Raw genomic sequence first — 18,513 nt, 5'->3', positions numbered from 1 at the left:
ATGTAAAGATGGTACCAATGGCAGACCAGAAGATGCTTGCAAAAGAAACAATTGAAAAGCTGGAGTGGTTGAGCCAGTTCGGGAAGGATCCTGAAGGTGGAGTCACACGTTTATTATATTCTAAAGAATGGGTTCAAGCCCAGCATGCTTTAAAAGAGTGGATGGAGAACGAAGGTTTAGATGTCCATTTTGATGAAGTGGGCAATTTGTTTGGAACCTTAAAAGGGAAAAATACGGATGAAACGATTCTAACCGGCTCGCATGTTGATTCAGTGAAAAATGGCGGGATTTATGACGGGCCTTATGGAATTGTCGCCGGTATTTTAGCGATTAACTATTTAAACGAAAAATATGGTGAGCCGCTTCGGAACATTGAAGTCGTTTCCATGGCGGAAGAGGAAGGTAGCCGTTTCCCGTACACATTCTGGGGTTCGAAAAATATAGTTGGAACAGCGAAACGATCAGAGGTTGAACAAATCACCGATTTTAAAGGCGTTCCGTTTGTTGAAGCAATGAAGGAATCCGGCTTTGGGTTCAGGGATGAATCGAAAGAACCGCGAAACGATTTAAAAGCATTTGTCGAGGTTCATATTGAACAGGGAAGCGTTTTGGAAACTGAGCATAAATCAGTAGGGGTTGTTACCAGTATCGTAGGACAAAGGCGATTCACTGTTGAAGTAACAGGTGAAGCGAATCATGCGGGTACAACGCCTATGGGCTATCGAAAAGACGCGGTTTATGCGGCAAGCCAGATGGTATTTGATTTGATTTCAATGGCGCGAAAAGCGGGCGACCCGCTGGTTACGACCGTTGGAAAAATCGAAGCCCAGCCAAACATTGTCAACGTTGTGCCAGGTAAGGCTATATTCACAATTGATGTCCGCCATACGGACAAGGATGCGATTGTCTCATTCACGGAGGAGATCACTGCGAAAATCAACGAAATTTCAAAGGAACATGGTGTTGAAACGACGATCAATATGTGGATGGATGCAGACCCGGTTCCGATGGATCCAAAAGTGGTAGGTATCATAGAACAGAAGTGTAAAGAAAATGGCTTAAACTATAAGGTTATGCATAGTGGGGCAGGACACGACTCACAAATTTTTGCTCCATTCGTTCCAACGGCCATGTTGTTCGTTCCAAGTTTAAAGGGAATCAGCCACAACCCGGCTGAATATACAGCCCCGGAAGATTTAGCGGAAGGGGTAAAAGCACTAATTGGCGCCCTTTACGAACTTGCTTATAAATAAACATGAGGCAGGGGACGGTTCCAGTGCTTCATTCGGATCCCGAAAGAAGCAGCAGAACCGTCCCCGTGCATCATCTTGGTATAACTGTTTTGTCAGCCTGATTTAGTTAAGCCATTTACTGAAAAGGAGATATAAGGAAGGGACGGTGTCGGTTGCCATTGATGTGGGCAATAGATACCGTCCCTCTACTATTATTAATCTTTGGTTAGCTGATCATGACCGTCACCAGTTTCCGAATAGTTTAGGCCCGGCCTCCAGTGAAGTCATACTCGCCATTTTCAACTAAATGGCATGCGGAGCGATGTGTTCCTTCTACTTCATAGAGCTTTGGTTCCTCTACCCGGCAGCGGTCGAAGGCGAATGGGCACCGAGTATGGAAACGGCATCCTTGCGGCGGATCAATTGGTGATGGGACATCGCCTTTCAGGATGATACGCTCGCGCTTTTGTCCCAAGTTGGTGCTCGGAATGGCCGATAGCAAGGCAATCGTGTATGGGTGCTGCGGTTTCTCGAACAATGACTTTTTATCGGCAATTTCGACAATTTTGCCGAGGTACATAACGATAATTCGGTCCGAAATATGTCGGACGACGCCAAGGTCATGCGAGATGAACAGATACGTCAGCTGAAACTTTCTTTGTAAATCCTTGAGCAAGTTCAGCACCTGCGCCTGGATTGACACATCCAACGCCGAGACGGCTTCATCGCAAATGATTAGTTTCGGATTGACGGACAGCGCCCTGGCAATGCCGATGCGCTGTCGCTGTCCACCGCTGAATTCGTGCGGATAGCGGTCCATTTGGTGGGCGCCGATGCCGACCGTGTGAAGCAAATCGGCTATCGTTTGGCGGCGCTCTTTTGCCGGGACTATGTTCTGGATCTCAAGCGCCTCTTCAAGTATCTGGCTGACCGTCTGTCTCGGGTTCAGCGACGCATAAGGATCCTGGAAAATGATTTGGAGATCCTGGCGTTTTTTTCGCATTTCTCCCTTGCTTAAACCAAGCAGGTTTTCGCCATCGAAATTTACTTCGCCTGCAAATGGCTCATCAAGACGCAGGATTGCCCTTCCAGTTGTCGACTTCCCGCATCCAGATTCGCCAACGATGCTGACAGTTTCACCTTCGTACACAGAAAAACTGATGTCATCCACGGCTTTAACATAGTTGACCGTCCGGCCTAAAATTCCGCCTTTAATCGGAAAGTATTGTTTAAGATTTTTTACCTCGAGCAATGCTTTCTTCTCTGTTGCTGTTGGTATGCTCATGGCTGGCGGACCCCCTCTGCTTCTTTTTCCCACTTGTCGCTATAAATCCAGCAGCGGACCTTATCGCCATCGGCTGTTTCCAAAAGTTCAGGCAATGCCGAATGGCAAATATCCCGGGCGTGAGGGCAGCGCGGTGCAAATCTGCAGCCCTTCGGCATGTTTAGTGGGCTAGGCACCGAACCAGGAATGACGGCGAGATCTCCTTCATAATCCTGATCATGCTTCGGCACTGAGAGAAGAAGCCCAACCGTATAGGGATGCTTCGGATTCGTAAAGATTGTTTTGACATCCGCGTATTCGACCACTTTGCCGCAGTACATAACCGCAACCTTATCGCACATTTCGGCAACGACGCCAAGGTCGTGAGTAATAATCATCAGCGATGTGCCGAGCTCTTCCTGCAGATTTTTAATCAACTCAAGGATTTGCGCCTGAATGGTCACATCGAGGGCGGTCGTCGGTTCGTCGGCAATCAGCAGTTCCGGAGTGCAGGCGAGCGCTATCGCAATCATGACCCGCTGCCTCATCCCACCGGATAGCTCGAATGGGTATTGCTTTGCCCGTTTTTCTGGAGATGGAATCCCAACTTGGCGCAACATATCTACCGCCTTCACCCAAGCCTCCCGGCGATTTAGCTTTTGATGAATACGGATTGATTCAGCAATCTGCTCACCGCAAGTAAGCGTAGGGTTTAACGACGTCATCGGCTCCTGGAAAATCATTGAGATATTGTTGCCGCGGATGGACTTCATCTGCTTTTTCGTTTTGTTGAGCAGGTTCTCGCCTTTAAAAATAATTTCCCCATCGACGATTTTACCGGTTTCCTCTTCAATCAGCCGAAGAATCGAAAGGGAGGTGATGCTTTTTCCAGAGCCTGACTCGCCAACAATACCAAGCGTTTTACCCCGTTCAATGGAAAAGTCAACCCCATCGACTGCCTTCACTTCTCCTTCATCGGTAAAAAAGGAGGTGCGCAGGTTTTTTACTTCCAAAATATTATCATTATTTAAAGACATTCTGTTCACCGTCCTTTAGTTCAATTCAATTCGTTTATTAATTAATCGGTACGTAATATCAACGAGGAAATTTACAAGTACGAACAGTACCGCACAGACCAGGATTGTCCCCTGGACCATCGGAAAATCATGGGCGCGAATCGAGTCAATAATCAAACGGCCAAGGCCATTTATGGCAAAAACGGTCTCGGTGATCACAGCACCGCCGAGCAGCCCGCCGAACTGGAGGCCAACGACTGTGACAACAGGAATCAATGCATTTCGCAAAGCATGCTTGTATATGACAAGCTTGTCGCTGACCCCTTTTGCATAAGCGGTCCTGATATAATCCTGATTCAGTACCTCAAGCATACTGGAGCGTGTCATTCGGGCAATTATGGCCGCGCCGCCAGTCCCCAGTGTAATTGCCGGAAGAATCATTTGCTCCCACGTCCCCCAGCCGGCAACCGGCAGCCAGCCAAGATTAACAGAAAAGAAGAAAATCAGCACAATCCCAAGGAAGAAGTTAGGAATCGATAAGCCAATGAGCGCAGCAAGCATAAGGCTGATATCTGCAAACGAATATTTTCTTGTAGCCGAAATAATCCCGGCAAAGAGGCCGAAAATGACGGCAGTCGCCGTTCCGAGAACTGCCAGTTGGACAGTAATGCCAAAGCGGGAAGTGAAAATTTCCTCGGTAACCGGCCTTGAGGTCCGGATTGAATTGCCGAGGTCGCCGACAATGGCATCCCCGACATAGCGGATGTATTGGATATGAAGAGGGTCGTTTAGCCCAAGGTTCTCGCGCATTTGTTCTACCTGTTCCGGGTTCGCGTTTTCACCGGCCATGATTTTCGCCGGGTCGCCTGGAATAAAGTGCATCATTAGAAAAACAGCTAATGTAACCCCAATCATAACCGGGATAATTTGAATAAGTCTTCGTAGGATGAATATAAACACTCAGGTCACCTTCCCGTCCTTATTTTTTTGTCTTCGGGTCAAGCGCATCGCGGAGCCCGTCGCCGAATAAATTAAAGCCGACAACAACGAGCAGAATAGCAAGCCCCGGGAACAAAGTGATATGGGCAGCTTGGCGTATGTACGAACGGCCCTGGCTCAGCATTGTGCCCCATTCGGGGGCAGGCGGCTGGGTCCCCATCCCAAGGAAGGATAGAGCTGCCGCCGTAATGATGGCCGATGCGATGTAAAGGGTGGCCTGTACAATAATTGGCGACAGAATATTTGGCAGGATATGCCGGAAAATAATCCTTGAATCCTTGGCTCCCATGGCCTTAATCGCATCAATGTATTCCAGTTTTTTGACACTTAGAGTCGAGCCGCGGACAATCCGGGCAAAAGTGGGAACTGCAAAAAAGGCGACAGCGATGACTACATTCGTTGTGCTGGCGCCAAGAACGCTGACGATTGCGAGCGCGAGAAGAATGCCTGGAAACGCAAGCAAAACATCACAAAATCTCATAATAAGTGAGTCGACCCATCTCCCGTAATATCCCGAGACAACACCGAGCACAATTCCGACAGCGGCTCCCAAAATAGTCGATAGGAACCCGACGGTCAGGGAAATCCGCGATCCATATAGCAGGCGGCTCAGAATATCCCGCCCTTTATCATCGGTACCAAGCCAATGTTCGGATGATGGCCCCTGCAGTTTATCGGCCATGGTGATCTTCAGGGGATCGTGTGGCGCTAGATAAGGCGCGAAGACAGCCAATACGATAAAAGTAAAAACAATGAATGCTCCTGCGAGCGCAGCCTTGTTTTTAGCAAGTTTACGATAAAAGCCTCTCCAGGTTGCTGACTTCGCTGTTTTGCCAACAACAGAGCTAACAACTGGAGCAGGCTGTAATTGTGGTTCATTCATCTGTATTTCCATCCTTTCTCCCAAGTTAAAAAACTACGTAATATTTGTAACAATGAAAACATTAAGTTATATCATAACGGCTGATTTCAAAAATTACAATAATTAGATTAGTATAAAAAATAATCTCTTTTATATATGGAAATAATATACTGCTATTGCAATCAACCGCCTGCAAAAGAAAAAGAGTTTTTTAGAAGAACTAAAACGTATATTTATCGGACTTTTCTATTCATTTTAAACATTCATCAAACTAAGAGATTGATAATTTTAAATATTTCTATATAATAAAGTGCATGCTATGTTATTCATAGTGCAAATACATATATATAGGGGGAAAATGGAAAATGAAGGCAAAAAAGAATATTTGGCTAACGCTCATGCTGGCATTCGTATTGATCTTGACAGCATGCGGCGGGAACAATGCGTCCAATAAGGGCGATGGCTCAGGTGGCGATAAGGGAGCCGCAAAAGAGGGCGGCGAATTGGTATTCGTTGTACCATCCGATGCGCCAACTCTGGATCCGCATGGAGTGAATGACACGGCAACAACGAATGCTACGACACAAATTTTCGATCGTTTGACTGATTACGACAAAGATGGAAAGGTCATTCCATCACTTGCGGAGTCCTTTGAACAGGTCGATGACCTTACGTGGGAATTTAAATTAAAAGAGGGAGTCACGTTTCATGATGGTTCGGAACTAAAGGCCGATGCTGTAAAAATGAACATCGATCGCCTGCTGGATCCTGAATTTGCTTCTCCGCGTGCAGTTGTTTTGAACATGATTAAGGAAGTCGTTGTGGTTGATGATCACACCGTTCATTTCAAAACGGAAGAACCGTTTGCACCGCTTCCAGCCCATCTGGCGCACAACGCTGCTTCAATCATCGCGCCGTCCGCCATTGAAGAAGAAAAGAACGGCGGAAAGACAGTTGATGAAAACCCAATTGGGACTGGCCCGTTTAAGTTTGATACATGGAACCGCGGTGCTGAAATCAAGTTCGTAAAGAACGACGATTATTGGGGAGAAGAAAAAGCAAAGCTTGATTCAGTTGTTTTCAAAGTAGTTCCGGAGCAGGCTACACGAGTTTCCATGCTGGAAACTGGTGAAGCACATGTTATGCTGGTCGGTTCTTCTGATGTTAAGCAATTGGAAGGCATTGAAGGAATTGAGCTTGACCGCGTTAAAGGAACACGAATGGACTATGTGGGCTTCAACATGAATAAAAAGCCATTCGACAACCTGAAAGTCCGCCAGGCAATCGCAATGGCTATCAATAAACAAGATATCGTTGATGGAATCCTTGACGGCCAGGGCGTGGCAGCCGTTGGACCGCTTGCGCCAACTGTTGTTGGGAATTCTCAGGATGTTAAGCCGCTTGAATTCGATGTGAAAAAAGCAAAATCCTTGCTGGCTGAAGCTGGTTTCCCGGATGGCTTCAAAACAACATTGTTCGTTAACGAAGGCTCTAAGGAGCGCGCCGACATTGCTGAGCTTGTTCAAGCACAGTTGGCCGAAATTGGCATCAAGGCTTCAATTGAAGTGATCGAGTGGGGTGCATTCATTGAAAAAACCGGTGCTGGCGAGCATGAAATGTTTGTCCTTGGCTGGACAACTGTAACTGGTGACGCCGACTACGGCCTATACGCCCTTTTCCACTCTTCAATGCATGGAGCAGCGGGCAACCGCTCCTTCTACACTAACCCGAAGGTGGACGAATTGCTTGACAAAGGACGCACAGCAACAAATCAGGATGAGCGCAATGCTGTATATAAAGAAGTATCGCAAATCCTTATTGACGAAGCGCCAATGGTTTACCTGCAACATCCAGACTTCGTCCACGGCCTAAACGGAATCGACGGCCTGTTCGTCGACTTCAGCGGAATACCTTTCTTCCATAAAGTTTCGCTCACAAAATAACGTTTAGCCGCAGCAACAGACTATGAATTAGAATCTGCTTTAAAACAGCCTCCCTCCTGAAAAGGATGGAGGCTGTTTTTGTAAATCAATATACATATATAAATGAAGTATGACGCACAGCTTTCATGCCCTTTTTTTATCATTGGTGAGGCAGGGGACGGTTCCAGTGCTTCATTCGGGACCCGAAAGAAGCAGCAGAACCGTCCCCGTGCTTCTTTTCATTTTGTGGCGGGATTATAAGAGGAATGCATATATTTGCGACTAGTTTTTCAATATATGGAAATCAATGATGTTAAAGAGTTAACCTAGTTTCTGGAAGGCTCTACAGACGCTTTCAAATGACATAAACAAAAAACGCCAGCCACCCCAATAAAGGGGTAGGCTGGCTTTTTTGCGTTTAATTAGCTTGCTGTTTTCTTGCGCTAGAAGACGAGGGTAGCTGAACCGGTTACGAACAAGAGCAGGCCGATCAAACTCCAAATATAGGTTGTAGCTATATTTTTTTGTTACATTGGTTAATTTTGCCTGTACCGCCCAAGCACTTCCCTTTACTTGTTTCCAAATTCACCATAACATGATAATAATTGCATATTCGAGAGACTACTGGGGGTGCCCAATTCGGGCTGAGAGAGAAACGCAGGTTTCTTAACCCTTCGGACCTGAACTGGATCATACCAGCGTAGGAAAGTAGAGGAGAGCTAGTTTGCCATTTACTTTTGCTAATTGAGGCCAGGTCCGGATTGTGGACCTGGCTTTTTTGCGCTTAAAAGTCACCATGTATAGGTCCCGGAATGTGCATCTACATCTTCTCGTTTTGCAACCAGCCTGCTGATGATTCTTCCCAGGGCTGCGCGAAAGTGGCTAACGAGGTTAAACAAGGAGGAGTTATACTATGCGAAAAACACAAAAACTGACGTTGACTGCGATGTTCGTTGCGCTTGGCACGCTGACGAGCCATACTTTTTATATCCCACTGGGGATTGTGAAGGCCTTCCCGATTCAGCATGTCATCAATGTTCTTTCAGCGGTTTTACTTGGGCCATTCTACGCTGTGGCCCAGGCATTTTGCGTATCGCTTATGCGGAACATGATGGGCACAGGTTCCATTTTCGCCTTCCCGGGCAGCATGCTTGGAGCGTTGCTCGCGGGAGTTCTTTTTGCAAAAACAAAAAAGACCGGCATGGCCTTTGCCGGCGAAGTGGTTGGGACAGGCATTCTCGGTGCCATTGCCGGCTATCCGATAGCCGCTCTGTTCATAGGGCAGGAGGCTAGTTTGTTCGGATTCATTCCAGCGTTCATCACTAGCTCGCTTATCGGGTCCGGTATTGCATTCGTGTTATTGAAGGTTTTCCAACGGAACAGGGTGATTGAAAGGGCTTCGGCAAAAGGCTGACTCGTTCCATTATCGCCCTTGTAATGGAATGAGTTCTGGTAAAAAGCGTAAAACCGTTCCATTATCGTGTTCATAATGGAATGAGTTTTGGCAAAAGGGTGTTTCTCGTTCCAATATCGTGTTGGTAATGGAGTGGGTTTCTGGAAGAGAAGTAAACTCGTTCCAATACCGGCTTGTAAATGGAATGAGCTCCAGCAAAAAGCGAAAACTCGTTGCAAAATCGCCTTCATAACCGAACAAGACGACTTCGCAACAGAGGCTGACTTCAAGCAGCTAAAAACCCGGTGGCAGTTCACAGCTGCCAGCCGGGTTTTCACCACTAAATTATTTCGTATCCGCTGCTCTTCGTTCAGCAAATTCTTCTTTAATAGCCTCAAGCAATTCCGGATTGGTCACGAGCTTCAATGCAGTAAGCGCCAGCCCTTTGGCTCCAGTAATGAGCGCCTGGTCGCCTTCTTGGGAAGCCGCTGCTTCACGAAATTCAACAGTATGGGCAACAAGGTCTGCGGAACCGATTTTGATATAAGGGTGGATCGTTGGGACCACATGGCTGATATTGCCGGCGTCGGTTGAACCGAGGCCAGGGCGGTCGCCTGAAGCAACGGTTTCCCCGAGCTCCTCGATCACTTCCTTGAACACTGCATCGTACGTCTTATTTAATAGAAGATTATCGACTTCGTTCTGGAAGGCTATGACGTTCAACTCGGCACCAGTTGCTAACGCGGCGCCTTCTGCGATTGCCTTGACACGGCGGGTTACTTCGTTCAAGCCGCTCCGTGTTGCCGCACGGATGTAGAAGCGCGCTTTAGTATACTCCGGAATGATGTTCGGCGCATCACCGCCATGCGTGATAATGCCGTGGATACGGACATCATCGGTCAACTGCTGGCGGAGCGCGTTTATGCCATTGAACAGCTGGATGACAGCATCAAGTGCGTTAACCCCTTCATGTGGAGACGCGGAAGCATGCGCCGGCTTCCCAAAGAATTCGAAATCAAGCGGATCGACCGCGAGCGAAGTAGAAGTAAGCCTTGTTTCACCAGACGGATGGATCATCAGCGCGGCATCAATTCCTTCCACGAGCCCGTGCTTAACGAAGCTTCCTTTCGCGCTGCCGTTCGGGCCACCTTCCTCGGCAGGGGTACCGAATACTACTGCTTCACCGCCCGTTTCATCGATCACCTTGCTTAGTGCGATGGCCGCTGCGACACTCGTCGTGCCTATGATGTTGTGGCCGCAAGCATGGCCAAGGCCAGGAAGAGCGTCATACTCTGCCAAGAAAGCAAACGAAGGGCCGGGCTTGCCCGACTTTTTCCGCGCCAGGAAGGAAGTTTCGTGGCCGGCAACAGCTTTTTCGACCTCAAACCCTTCCTCTTGCAAAAGTTTAATGTGTTGGGCGGAAGCGAAAAATTCTTCGTTTCCGATTTCAGGGCGGGCGTGGATTGCCTGGCTTGTCGCAATATATAGCTCGCGTTTTGCCTCAATATTTTCAAGGATAGTATTTTTAAGTTCAGTAAGGGGTTTCGCCGGTGCTGTCATCGTAATTCCTCCTTTATTTTATATACAGTAGGGGAGGGGGAAGGGCGTAACCTTCCTCCCCTCTGGACAAAATACCGGTTCTAATTCATGTGGCTTTCAAATACTTAACAATGTGTTGCTATGAAGCCTTAGTCCTTTCCCGCTTTACTGCTGCATCCTTCGACCTTCGAATGATGCACCAGAACCGTCCCGCTGCTTCTTTCGGTACCCGAATGAAGCGCTGGAACCGTCCCCGTGCTTCACCCTTTACCAGCCGATGTTGCTGAGGGGGACGAAGGTTGGGATGGAGTTGCCTTTGTATTCTTTTTCGATGAATTCTTTTGTGTCGTCTTGCTGGTAGAGTTCTCCGAGTCTTTTTAGGGTTTTGTTGTCTTTTTCTTCTTCACGGACGGCGATGATGTTGATGTAAGGCGTTGCTGTTTCGCTTTCTAGGAAGATTGCGTCTTCTCTTGGCGTGAGACCTGCGTCAACGGCAATGCCGTTATTGACGATTGAAGCGGCAACGTCTGGCATCACTCTTGGTGTATGGCCCGCAGTCATTGTAACGAATTCAAGGTTCTTTGGATTTTCAACAACTTTATCAAGGGATCCGATTCCGTTAAAACCTTCCTCAAGTTTAATCAACCCGGCTTCCTGAAGAAGGGCAAGCCCTCTTCCCATATTGGTTGCTTCATTGTCCAGTGCGATTTTGCCGCCTTTCGGAATCTCTTTCACATCTTTGTATTTTTCGGAGTAAAGGCCCATTGGTGCAATTTGTGTCGTTGCAATCGGAACAAGGTCAAGCTTATGTTCTTTGATGAACGCATTAAAATATGAAACAGTCTGGAAAGAGTTTGCATCCAACTCGCCTTCCGCTAAGGCAAGGTTTGGCTGGACATAGTCAGAGAAGGTGACGATTTCGACCTCGATTCCTTCCTTCTTGGCTTTGTCAGCGACGAAATTCCATATGCGGTGATCGGTGCCGCTGACCCCAAGTTTCACTTTCACGGTATCTCCTTTTGCGGATGAAGAGTCGGAGCATGCTGCACTTAATACTGCTAAGACAAGGACAAGGACTGCTAATACTAGTTTTCTCATTGATGAATTCCTCCTGATAGGTAAATTTTATAGGTTATATCTTTGTTGTTAACGGTCTAACTTTACGTTCTCATTGGTTCAAAATACTCTACTCGTTAACGTCTTCTGATCTTCTTCGCTGCGATATTTCCTGCTGACTGCAGGCCCTGGACCATTACGACCAAAATTCCGACCGTGATCAGCATCGTTTTCGTATCAAACCGCTGGTAGCCGTATGTAATTGCCAGGTCACCTAATCCTCCGCCGCCAATTGCACCTGCCATTGCCGAGGCTCCAATCAGCCCGATTGTTGCAATCGTAAAGGCGAGGATGAGGGAGCTCAACGCTTCGGGCAAAATAAACCTGAACACAATTTGCCATGGCGTTGCCCCCATCGCTTGGGCTGCCTCAATGACTCCATGGTCGACTTCAAGAAGTGAATTTTCTACGAGTCTCGCAATATACGGCCCCGCGTAGAAAACAAGCGGCACGACCGCGGCTGCCGTTCCGATCGATGTCCCGACAAGGAATCTTGTAATCGGAATGATCGCCACTAGCAAAATAATAAATGGAACCGAACGCAGCACGTTGATAATCCCGTTAAGAGTATTAAAGAAAGGCGGGTTCTCTAGTAAATGCCCCTTTCTTGTGACAACCAGCGCAATCCCAAGCGGAATGCCTATAAGAGCAGAGAACAAGAGTGAAAAAGCAACCATTTGCAACGTTTCAACAAGCGCTTTAATGATTTGATCTGAATTAACTAGCATGTGCTGTCACTTCCTTTATGCTGACATTTTGTTGATGGATATAGTTGAGGGCGCGGAGGATTTCTTTCTCGCTTCCCTGGAACTCTACGATCAGGTTACCAAACGGCGTCCCTTGCAGTTCGGTAATATTGCCAAACAAGACGTTCACATCCAGGTCGAACTTTTTTGCCAGCTGGGAAAGAAGCGGCTTGCCCGCGGAGTCGCCGACAAAATTAATCCGGTAAACCTTATTCAGACCGTCATTCCGCTCAATCAGTTCCTTGACTGAATCCGGGAGGCGGTCGTTCATGACCGAGCTGACGAAATTCCTGGCCGTCTCTGTTTTCGGCGAAGAGAAAACGTCGAAAACAGAACCCTCCTCAATGATTTTACCCGCTTCGATGACCGCGACCCGGTCGCAAATCTCCCTGATGACCGACATCTCATGCGTGATAATCAAAATCGTAATATTGTACTTCTTGTTGATTTTCTTCAACAACTGGAGAATTGAGCTCGTCGTCTGCGGGTCAAGAGCCGAAGTCGCCTCATCGCAAAGGAGGATCGACGGCTGCGTTGCCAGTGCCCGGGCAATCCCAATCCGCTGCTTTTGCCCGCCTGATAGCTGATCCGGATAGCTGTCGGCCTTATCCGCAAGTCCGACAAACTCGAGCAGCTCATAAACCCGATTCTTAATCTGATCCCTTGGCGTTTTTGCAAGAATAAGCGGCATCGCCACATTTGCAAACACCGTTTTTGAGTTTAAAAGATTAAAATGCTGGAAGACCATTCCAATATTCCGCTTGATTTCGCGCACGTCTTTTGCCGAAAGGGCCGTTAAATCGTGGCCATCGACAATCACCTTGCCCGACGTTGGCCGCTCGAGCAGATTCACACAGCGGACCAGCGAACTTTTCCCCGCGCCGCTAAAACCAATCACCCCGAAAATCTCCCCGGTATCAATCTTCAAATCAATCCCATCAAGCGCGGCCACCTCCTGGGTGCCGCCCCCGCCGTAAACCTTACGTACCTGCTGAAACTCAATCATCTGCCTGCCTCCTCGTTCGGAATATGTATTCTTTTCCTTTATTCTTTTGGCAAAAGTTGCTTTGCGCCCACGCCCACTTTGAGTGATTTTCAGTCCATTTTCCAACGCCACCCGGTTCGGAAAATGAAAAGCCCTCTTCCGGGGGACAGAAGAGGGCACGCCTGAACAAAGACAGGCAAGGACTCTTCTTATCTCCCAAGCTTTCGCTTGCTGGAATTGGCACAGATCTCCAAATGGAGTCCGCTGCCGAGGTTTCATAGGGCCAGTCCCTCAACCTCTCTCGATAAGAAAATACACAGTATGGGGTGTTGTGTGCAGGAAAAATAAAAAGCCCCTTCTATAAAGAAGAGGACAGAATGAAACAAGTTCGCCTCTTCTCATCTATCAAGCATCGCTTGCTGGATTTGGCACAGAGCTCCATTCGGATCTCCGCTGCCGAGGTGTCATAGGGCCAGTCCCTCAACCTCTCTTGATAAGAAGGTAACACTATTCGCTTTTCAAGATTCCTGTGTCTTACAATACAGCGTTAATTTGGAAAAGTCAAACAAAAGTGAAAATTTTAAAGCAGGGGACGGTTCCGTTGCTTCATTCGGGTCCCGAATGAAGCGCTGGAACCGTCCCCTTGCCTCACTTTTATGGCATAATAGTTTAATACAGTGTTTAAGTTGAAAATGATTTATAGCGGGGTTGGTTTGATGAGTTTTAAGAAGTGGGTGCGGATTTTGGTTCCTGAGATTCAGCTGTTTGATTTTATTCAGGAGAGAGGGTTTTGGAAGAAGAAGCGGGGTGCTGTGCAGCCGGTTGCGATGAGGCAGGGGGCGGGAGTTGTTCCAGGTCAAAGCTCAAGTGCCATGCCAATAGGGGGCATGCAGTCGGGCCCGGTTTCAACAGGGGCAGTCAGGGAAGTGTTGTCCGATGCAAAATACGGGATGAAGCAGCTTGGGCTGAACAAGTCCAACGAGGAGCTTGATCGGATTTTTAATGAAATCAGAGAAACGATGAACATGTACATACTGCGCCAGGAGGAGTTTATCGAGGAGCTGCTCATTTCCTACAAAAAGGCCTTTTTTCAAAGAGCGAAGGGGGCCGTCCAGAATACAATTCTTCTTGCGGGGCCGGCGGGAACAGGGAAATATTCATCTCTGGCAATCTTTATTGACCAGTTGTACAAGAAAAAGCTTGTTCCCTACAGCAAATATTCATTGATCGACCTGAGCAGATATGAGCAGGGAGAAGTTCATACGAATTTTATTGCTGATGTCTCAGCCGCTTTTAACCAAGGGATTGGAACAGTCTGTTTTTCGGGTTTTGAAAAAGCAAATACGGAAATAATCAGCTACGTTGCCAGGCTGTTCAATGACGGGTTTTTTCGGACCCCAGGCAATGTGATGGTTGACGCATCTGACTTTTTCCTTCTGCTTTATCTCGATGCGGATATGAAACCAGAAGAACGGGGACAGCTTCCGCCTTCAATTGCGAAGAAAATCCCGGCAGGCCTTTTGAAAGGCATTCAATCCTATGCGCTAACGGCCCCTCTTGGGCTTGACGACTTGGAGGAAATCCTCAGGCAAAAGCTTGGATTGATGGTGAAAAAATTTGACAGGCAGGCACAGGTGGCCGCCATCTTCCACCATTCCTTTTATAAAGGGCTTTCGAAGCAGATTTATGAAACAAATAAATACGGGGAAGAAGTTGAACGCCTAATTCAAAAAGACATTTACCCTTCACTCCTTGATTTGCGGGCGAGAGAGAAAATTACGGCCGGGGACAGAATCACTGTAAAAATGGAGAATAACATGCTCATTGCTGTGAAAGGGGAGAAGCAATTTCCTCTGAAAGCGATTGAACTAGTCAAAGAAGAAAATCTTGATGACTTGCTTCAGGAACTCCATAGCCTGACAGGCCTTCAAACTGTGAAGCGGTCAGTTGAAGAACTCCTTCAGACCGTCAGAATGGAAAAGGCAAGGCAGCAAGCAGGCCTCCGATCTTCCGGCAAAATGGCGGTACATATGATTTTCACCGGTAATCCCGGGACAGGAAAAACAACGGTCGCCCGCCTGATCGCCAGGATTTTGAAAGCGATGGGCATTCTTTCACAGGGCCAGCTCGTTGAAGTGACGAGGCAGGATCTCGTTGGTCAATACCTTGGTTCCACTGCTCCTAAAACGAACAGTGTGATTGAAAGCGCCCTGGGCGGGGTGTTGTTTATTGACGAAGCCTATACGCTTGCCCGTTCGAAGAATGACCCGTTTGGGCTTGAGGCAATTGACACGATTGTGAAGGGGATGGAGGACCACAGGGATAACCTGGTCGCAGTGATTGCGGGGTATACACGGGAAATGGAAACTTTCTTAACTTCCAATCCGGGGCTGAAATCCCGATTCCCATTTATTATTGAATTCCCTGATTATACTCCAGCTGACATGCTTGAAATCCTAAAGGGAATGGCTTCAGCAAGAGGTTTTCACTTTGAACCTAGTCTGACGGAAGGATTGTTGGAGCTGTTTGAACGAAAACAAATTCCAGGCCGGAACGACAGCGGGAATGGCCGCCTTGTCCGCAACCTGCTCGAGGAAGCAATCCGCAGGCAATCGGTTCGATTAAGCGAGGAACTGGTACCGGATGATTTAACCTTGTTGACGGCGGAGGATTTCGGCTTGTCTGAAAGGAAGCCTTTTGATATCGAGACCGCTTTTGCAAATATTGTCGGTCTTGAGCCCGTCAAGCACTTCGTCCGAAGCCTGGAAAAACAGCTGCTTGCCAACCAGAAAAGGAAGGAAGCCGGCATTATCACTGATCATTCACAAACATTGAATATCATCTTTTCGGGTAACCCGGGTACAGGGAAAACGACAATGGCGAGGCTGCTGGCTGAATTGCTGAAAACAATGGGTGTTTTGAAAAAAGGCCACCTAGTCGAGGTGGACAGGTCTGACCTTGTTGCCGAGTATGTCGGGCAGACCGCGGTCAAAACAACCGAAGCTGTTCAAAGGGCTCTCGGGGGCGTTCTGTTTATTGATGAAGCTTACTCACTCGTCGAGGAAGGAATCGAAGGCGGAGGCTTTGGGAAAGAAGCGATTGATACGCTTGTCGGTCTAATTGAAAACCACCGCAGTGAATTGGTTGTCATTTTGGCGGGCTATACACAGGAAATGGAGCAGTTTGTGAAGTCCAATCCTGGTTTGTCTTCCCGGTTTCCATTGAAAATTGAGTTCCCTGATTATACGCCGGAACAGCTTGTTCAAATCACTGATCTGCAAGTGAAAGGGAAAGGGTTTGTTTTGGAAAAAGCGGTTCATGCCCCTCTTGCCGACTACTACGAGACGAAACAAATTCCTGGCAAAAATGACAGCGGGAATGGGCGCCTTGTCAGGAATACGGTTGAGGCAGCGATCCGCACGCAGGCGGTCCGCATTGTAGAGACAGAAGAGTTGCCTATTGAAGAATTGAATGTCCTGAAAGTTGAGGATTTTTCGTTCCCTGCCGCCAAGAAAGTAAGGAATGCCCTTGATGAACTTGACTCTGTGATTGGGCTGGAGCAGGTAAAAACCTTTGTCCGTTCGCTGTCCGCGCAAATTGAAGTGGCGGAAAGACGGAAGCGGATGGGGCTACCTGATATGGGTTCCCAATCGCTGCATATGATTTTTAAAGGAAATCCGGGTACAGGCAAGACGATGATGGCAAGGATCTTGGCAAAAAGACTCAAGGAACTCGGTGTCATCAAGCTTGACGAGATTGTCGAAACCGACCGGTCCGGCCTCGTTGCCGGCTATGTTGGCCAGACAGCGATTAAAACGAGGCAGGTTCTTGAGAAAGCTTTGGGTGGAATCCTATTCATCGATGAAGCGTACGCACTAGCCGGAGAAGGAAATGATTTTGGCCAGGAAGCGATTGATACGATTGTCAAGTTCATGGATGACCACAGGGAAAATATTATTGTGATTCTTGCTGGCTACGATGAGGATATGGACATCCTGCTCGATATGAATGCCGGGCTCAGGTCGCGCTTTCCGAACATCATTACGTTTGAGGATTACTCAACTCCTGAATTACTTGAAATCAGTAAGGCGATCTTGAAGCCTAAAGGCTATGAATTGAGCAGAGGCGGAGAGGAAGCGCTAATTAAGCTGCTTAGAGAGCAGGAAGGGAACACGCACTCCGGCAATGGCCGTTTTGCCCGCAATGTTTGCGAGGCTGCGATCCGGTGCCATGCCTTAAGAATGAGCGGCCAGGAAAATCCGACGAGGGAAGACCTCACTTTACTGCAGTATGGGGATTTTATTGAGGGGGCAGGTGTGGAAAAATGAAAAATGTGCTTAGAATTATTTTTACCATTCTTTTTTATGTGCTTATTTTTCCGATCACCGTGCTGATTATCGTGGTTGGCCCTTTAATGAGCTTCACAGATTTAATTGATGTTTTTAAGTACGAAGCGCCGAGGACTGTGTTCCCAATCCCAATGATTATCTGTTTCGGGTTCATCCTGTTTTTGTCGATGCAGTTTGAGCCCCTTAGATGGATCTACAAAAAAGTGCCAGTTCTCCTTCCCTTTTTGCAAATGTGCTTCATTATGTTTCTAGTGCTGGAGATTGGTGTTGAGTTTGCCAATCTTTGGGCGGACCATGGGATGATTCCGCGGACAGCGGCGATTATTCTTTCGATTCTCACGGTTGTTTTAGGGCGGGCTTTCCTATCATACTGGTATTATAAATATCCGATCAGCTTCAAAGTCCAGAAAGAGAAGTGAGGGTTGAGGAATGAGAAAGTTTTCAAAAAGAGAATACCAACGGGCAAGGAAGCTTCCTGATTTAGATGTCGACGCAGACATGGAACAGGAAGAGGAGTTGTTCCATTATGAAAAAGACCACAGAAAACCGATCATAATCGCCTCCATGGCGGGGATTGCAATCGCGATCGTTTTGAGCTTGTTTACCGGCGGTTTTTCGTCTGCAGCCAACCCTGAAGAGGTTGTAGCGAACCGAGTTAGCGCTTCCGTATCAGCCGGTGAAACGCTGTTTGACTCGGAAGTGAATGCGGGAATCGACGCGCGGGATTTTGAGGTGACTGTCAATGATAACCATGGTGAGGCAAGGATGCTGATCTGGGACTTCAACAGCGAGGACCTCGATGAAGTCCAAATCCTCGTCAACGGACAACCGGTAAAAGAAAAACTAATCTTGACCAATCGTGCCGCGGCCATCTCCATCCCGGTTCCAAGCACAGTCACAATTAAAGGACTAAAAGACAACGGCGGAGGCATCTCCTACGCCGCCAAATTCCCAAACGACAAAAAAACCTACTTCAACACCGTCACAAAAGGAACATCAAACACCTACACAGTAAAACCATTATAATGAGGCAGGGGACGGTTCCGCTGCTTCATTCGGAACCCGAATGAAGCGCTGGAACCGTCCCCTT

General features: G+C 47.7%; 14 protein-coding genes and 3 riboswitches. Of the genes, 6 read left to right on the top strand and 8 right to left on the bottom strand.

All coding sequences use genetic code 11. The features are described from left to right. Positions 1-17: 17 nt before the first annotated feature. Positions 18-1,253 (top strand): allantoate deiminase, encoded by a 1,236-nt coding sequence (allC, locus tag D1B31_RS03685; protein WP_118919574.1) that lies wholly within the window; start codon positions 18-20, stop codon positions 1,251-1,253. A gap of 241 nt (positions 1,254-1,494) precedes the next feature. Here the strand turns inward: allC and D1B31_RS03680 are convergent, their stop codons facing one another. Genes D1B31_RS03680 through nikC form a run of 4 tightly spaced genes read right to left on the bottom strand, consistent with a single transcriptional unit; the run spans position 1,495 to position 5,394 of the window. Continuing rightward, positions 1,495-2,517, bottom strand: coding sequence for an ABC transporter ATP-binding protein (locus tag D1B31_RS03680; RefSeq protein ID WP_118919398.1), 1,023 nt, complete (start codon positions 2,515-2,517; stop codon positions 1,495-1,497). Then, complete coding sequence (locus D1B31_RS03675; RefSeq protein ID WP_118919397.1) at positions 2,514-3,533, bottom strand: ABC transporter ATP-binding protein; 1,020 nt, start codon at positions 3,531-3,533, stop codon at positions 2,514-2,516. Before D1B31_RS03675 ends, D1B31_RS03680 begins: the two co-directional genes overlap by 4 nt. A 15-nt stretch (positions 3,534-3,548) precedes the next feature. Then, positions 3,549-4,472, bottom strand: coding sequence for an ABC transporter permease (locus tag D1B31_RS03670; RefSeq protein WP_118919396.1), 924 nt, complete (start codon positions 4,470-4,472; stop codon positions 3,549-3,551). Positions 4,473-4,491: 19 nt separating this feature from the next. Further along, complete coding sequence (gene nikC, locus D1B31_RS03665) at positions 4,492-5,394, bottom strand: nickel transporter permease (RefSeq protein ID WP_118919395.1); 903 nt, start codon at positions 5,392-5,394, stop codon at positions 4,492-4,494. 344 nt (positions 5,395-5,738) lie between these two features. On the opposite strand from nikC, the gene D1B31_RS03660 reads away from it, so the two are divergent. Next, positions 5,739-7,316, top strand: coding sequence for a glutathione ABC transporter substrate-binding protein (locus tag D1B31_RS03660; RefSeq protein ID WP_118919394.1), 1,578 nt, complete (start codon positions 5,739-5,741; stop codon positions 7,314-7,316). Positions 7,317-7,911: 595 nt separating this feature from the next. Continuing rightward, a riboswitch (TPP riboswitch) is annotated at positions 7,912-8,019 on the top strand. Positions 8,020-8,208: 189 nt separating this feature from the next. Further along, complete coding sequence (thiW, locus tag D1B31_RS03655) at positions 8,209-8,709, top strand: energy coupling factor transporter S component ThiW (RefSeq protein WP_118919393.1); 501 nt, start codon at positions 8,209-8,211, stop codon at positions 8,707-8,709. Positions 8,710-9,033: 324 nt separating this feature from the next. Here thiW and D1B31_RS03650 read toward each other — a convergent pair whose 3' ends face one another. The 4 genes from D1B31_RS03650 to D1B31_RS03635 form a co-directional block, all read right to left on the bottom strand. Continuing rightward, a complete protein-coding gene (locus D1B31_RS03650; RefSeq protein ID WP_118919392.1) occupies positions 9,034-10,248 on the bottom strand; it encodes a M20 family metallopeptidase in 1,215 nt (404 codons plus the stop codon). Positions 10,249-10,494: 246 nt separating this feature from the next. Further along, complete coding sequence (locus D1B31_RS03645; protein ID WP_118919391.1) at positions 10,495-11,325, bottom strand: MetQ/NlpA family ABC transporter substrate-binding protein; 831 nt, start codon at positions 11,323-11,325, stop codon at positions 10,495-10,497. Positions 11,326-11,420: 95 nt separating this feature from the next. Further along, the gene (locus D1B31_RS03640; protein ID WP_118919390.1) at positions 11,421-12,071 is read right to left on the bottom strand and encodes a methionine ABC transporter permease; all 651 of its coding nucleotides are present in this window, start codon (positions 12,069-12,071) and stop codon (positions 11,421-11,423) included. After that, the gene (locus D1B31_RS03635) at positions 12,061-13,095 is read right to left on the bottom strand and encodes a methionine ABC transporter ATP-binding protein (protein WP_118919389.1); all 1,035 of its coding nucleotides are present in this window, start codon (positions 13,093-13,095) and stop codon (positions 12,061-12,063) included. The genes D1B31_RS03640 and D1B31_RS03635 overlap by 11 nt, the downstream gene beginning before the upstream one ends. Before the next feature lie 185 nt (positions 13,096-13,280). Continuing rightward, positions 13,281-13,385, bottom strand: a riboswitch (SAM riboswitch). Positions 13,386-13,469: 84 nt separating this feature from the next. Beyond that, positions 13,470-13,574, bottom strand: a riboswitch (SAM riboswitch). A 216-nt stretch (positions 13,575-13,790) separates the two neighbouring features. On the opposite strand from D1B31_RS03635, the gene D1B31_RS03625 reads away from it, so the two are divergent. Genes D1B31_RS03625 through D1B31_RS03615 form a run of 3 tightly spaced genes read left to right on the top strand, consistent with a single transcriptional unit; the run spans position 13,791 to position 18,449 of the window. Next, positions 13,791-17,402, top strand: coding sequence for an AAA family ATPase (locus tag D1B31_RS03625; RefSeq protein ID WP_118919387.1), 3,612 nt, complete (start codon positions 13,791-13,793; stop codon positions 17,400-17,402). Further along, a complete protein-coding gene (locus tag D1B31_RS03620) occupies positions 17,399-17,842 on the top strand; it encodes a hypothetical protein (protein WP_118919386.1) in 444 nt (147 codons plus the stop codon). The genes D1B31_RS03625 and D1B31_RS03620 overlap by 4 nt, the downstream gene beginning before the upstream one ends. Positions 17,843-17,852: 10 nt before the next feature. Next, positions 17,853-18,449 (top strand): hypothetical protein, encoded by a 597-nt coding sequence (locus D1B31_RS03615; RefSeq protein WP_118919385.1) that lies wholly within the window; start codon positions 17,853-17,855, stop codon positions 18,447-18,449. Positions 18,450-18,513 lie beyond the last annotated feature (64 nt).

Origin of the sequence: Neobacillus notoginsengisoli (genome assembly GCF_003515685.1) — a bacterium.
Classification (GTDB): domain Bacteria; phylum Bacillota; class Bacilli; order Bacillales; family Cytobacillaceae; genus Bacillus_D; species Bacillus_D notoginsengisoli.
The sequence above is the reverse complement of the archived record's forward strand: the minus strand, read 5'-3'. Positions and strand labels throughout refer to the sequence as shown.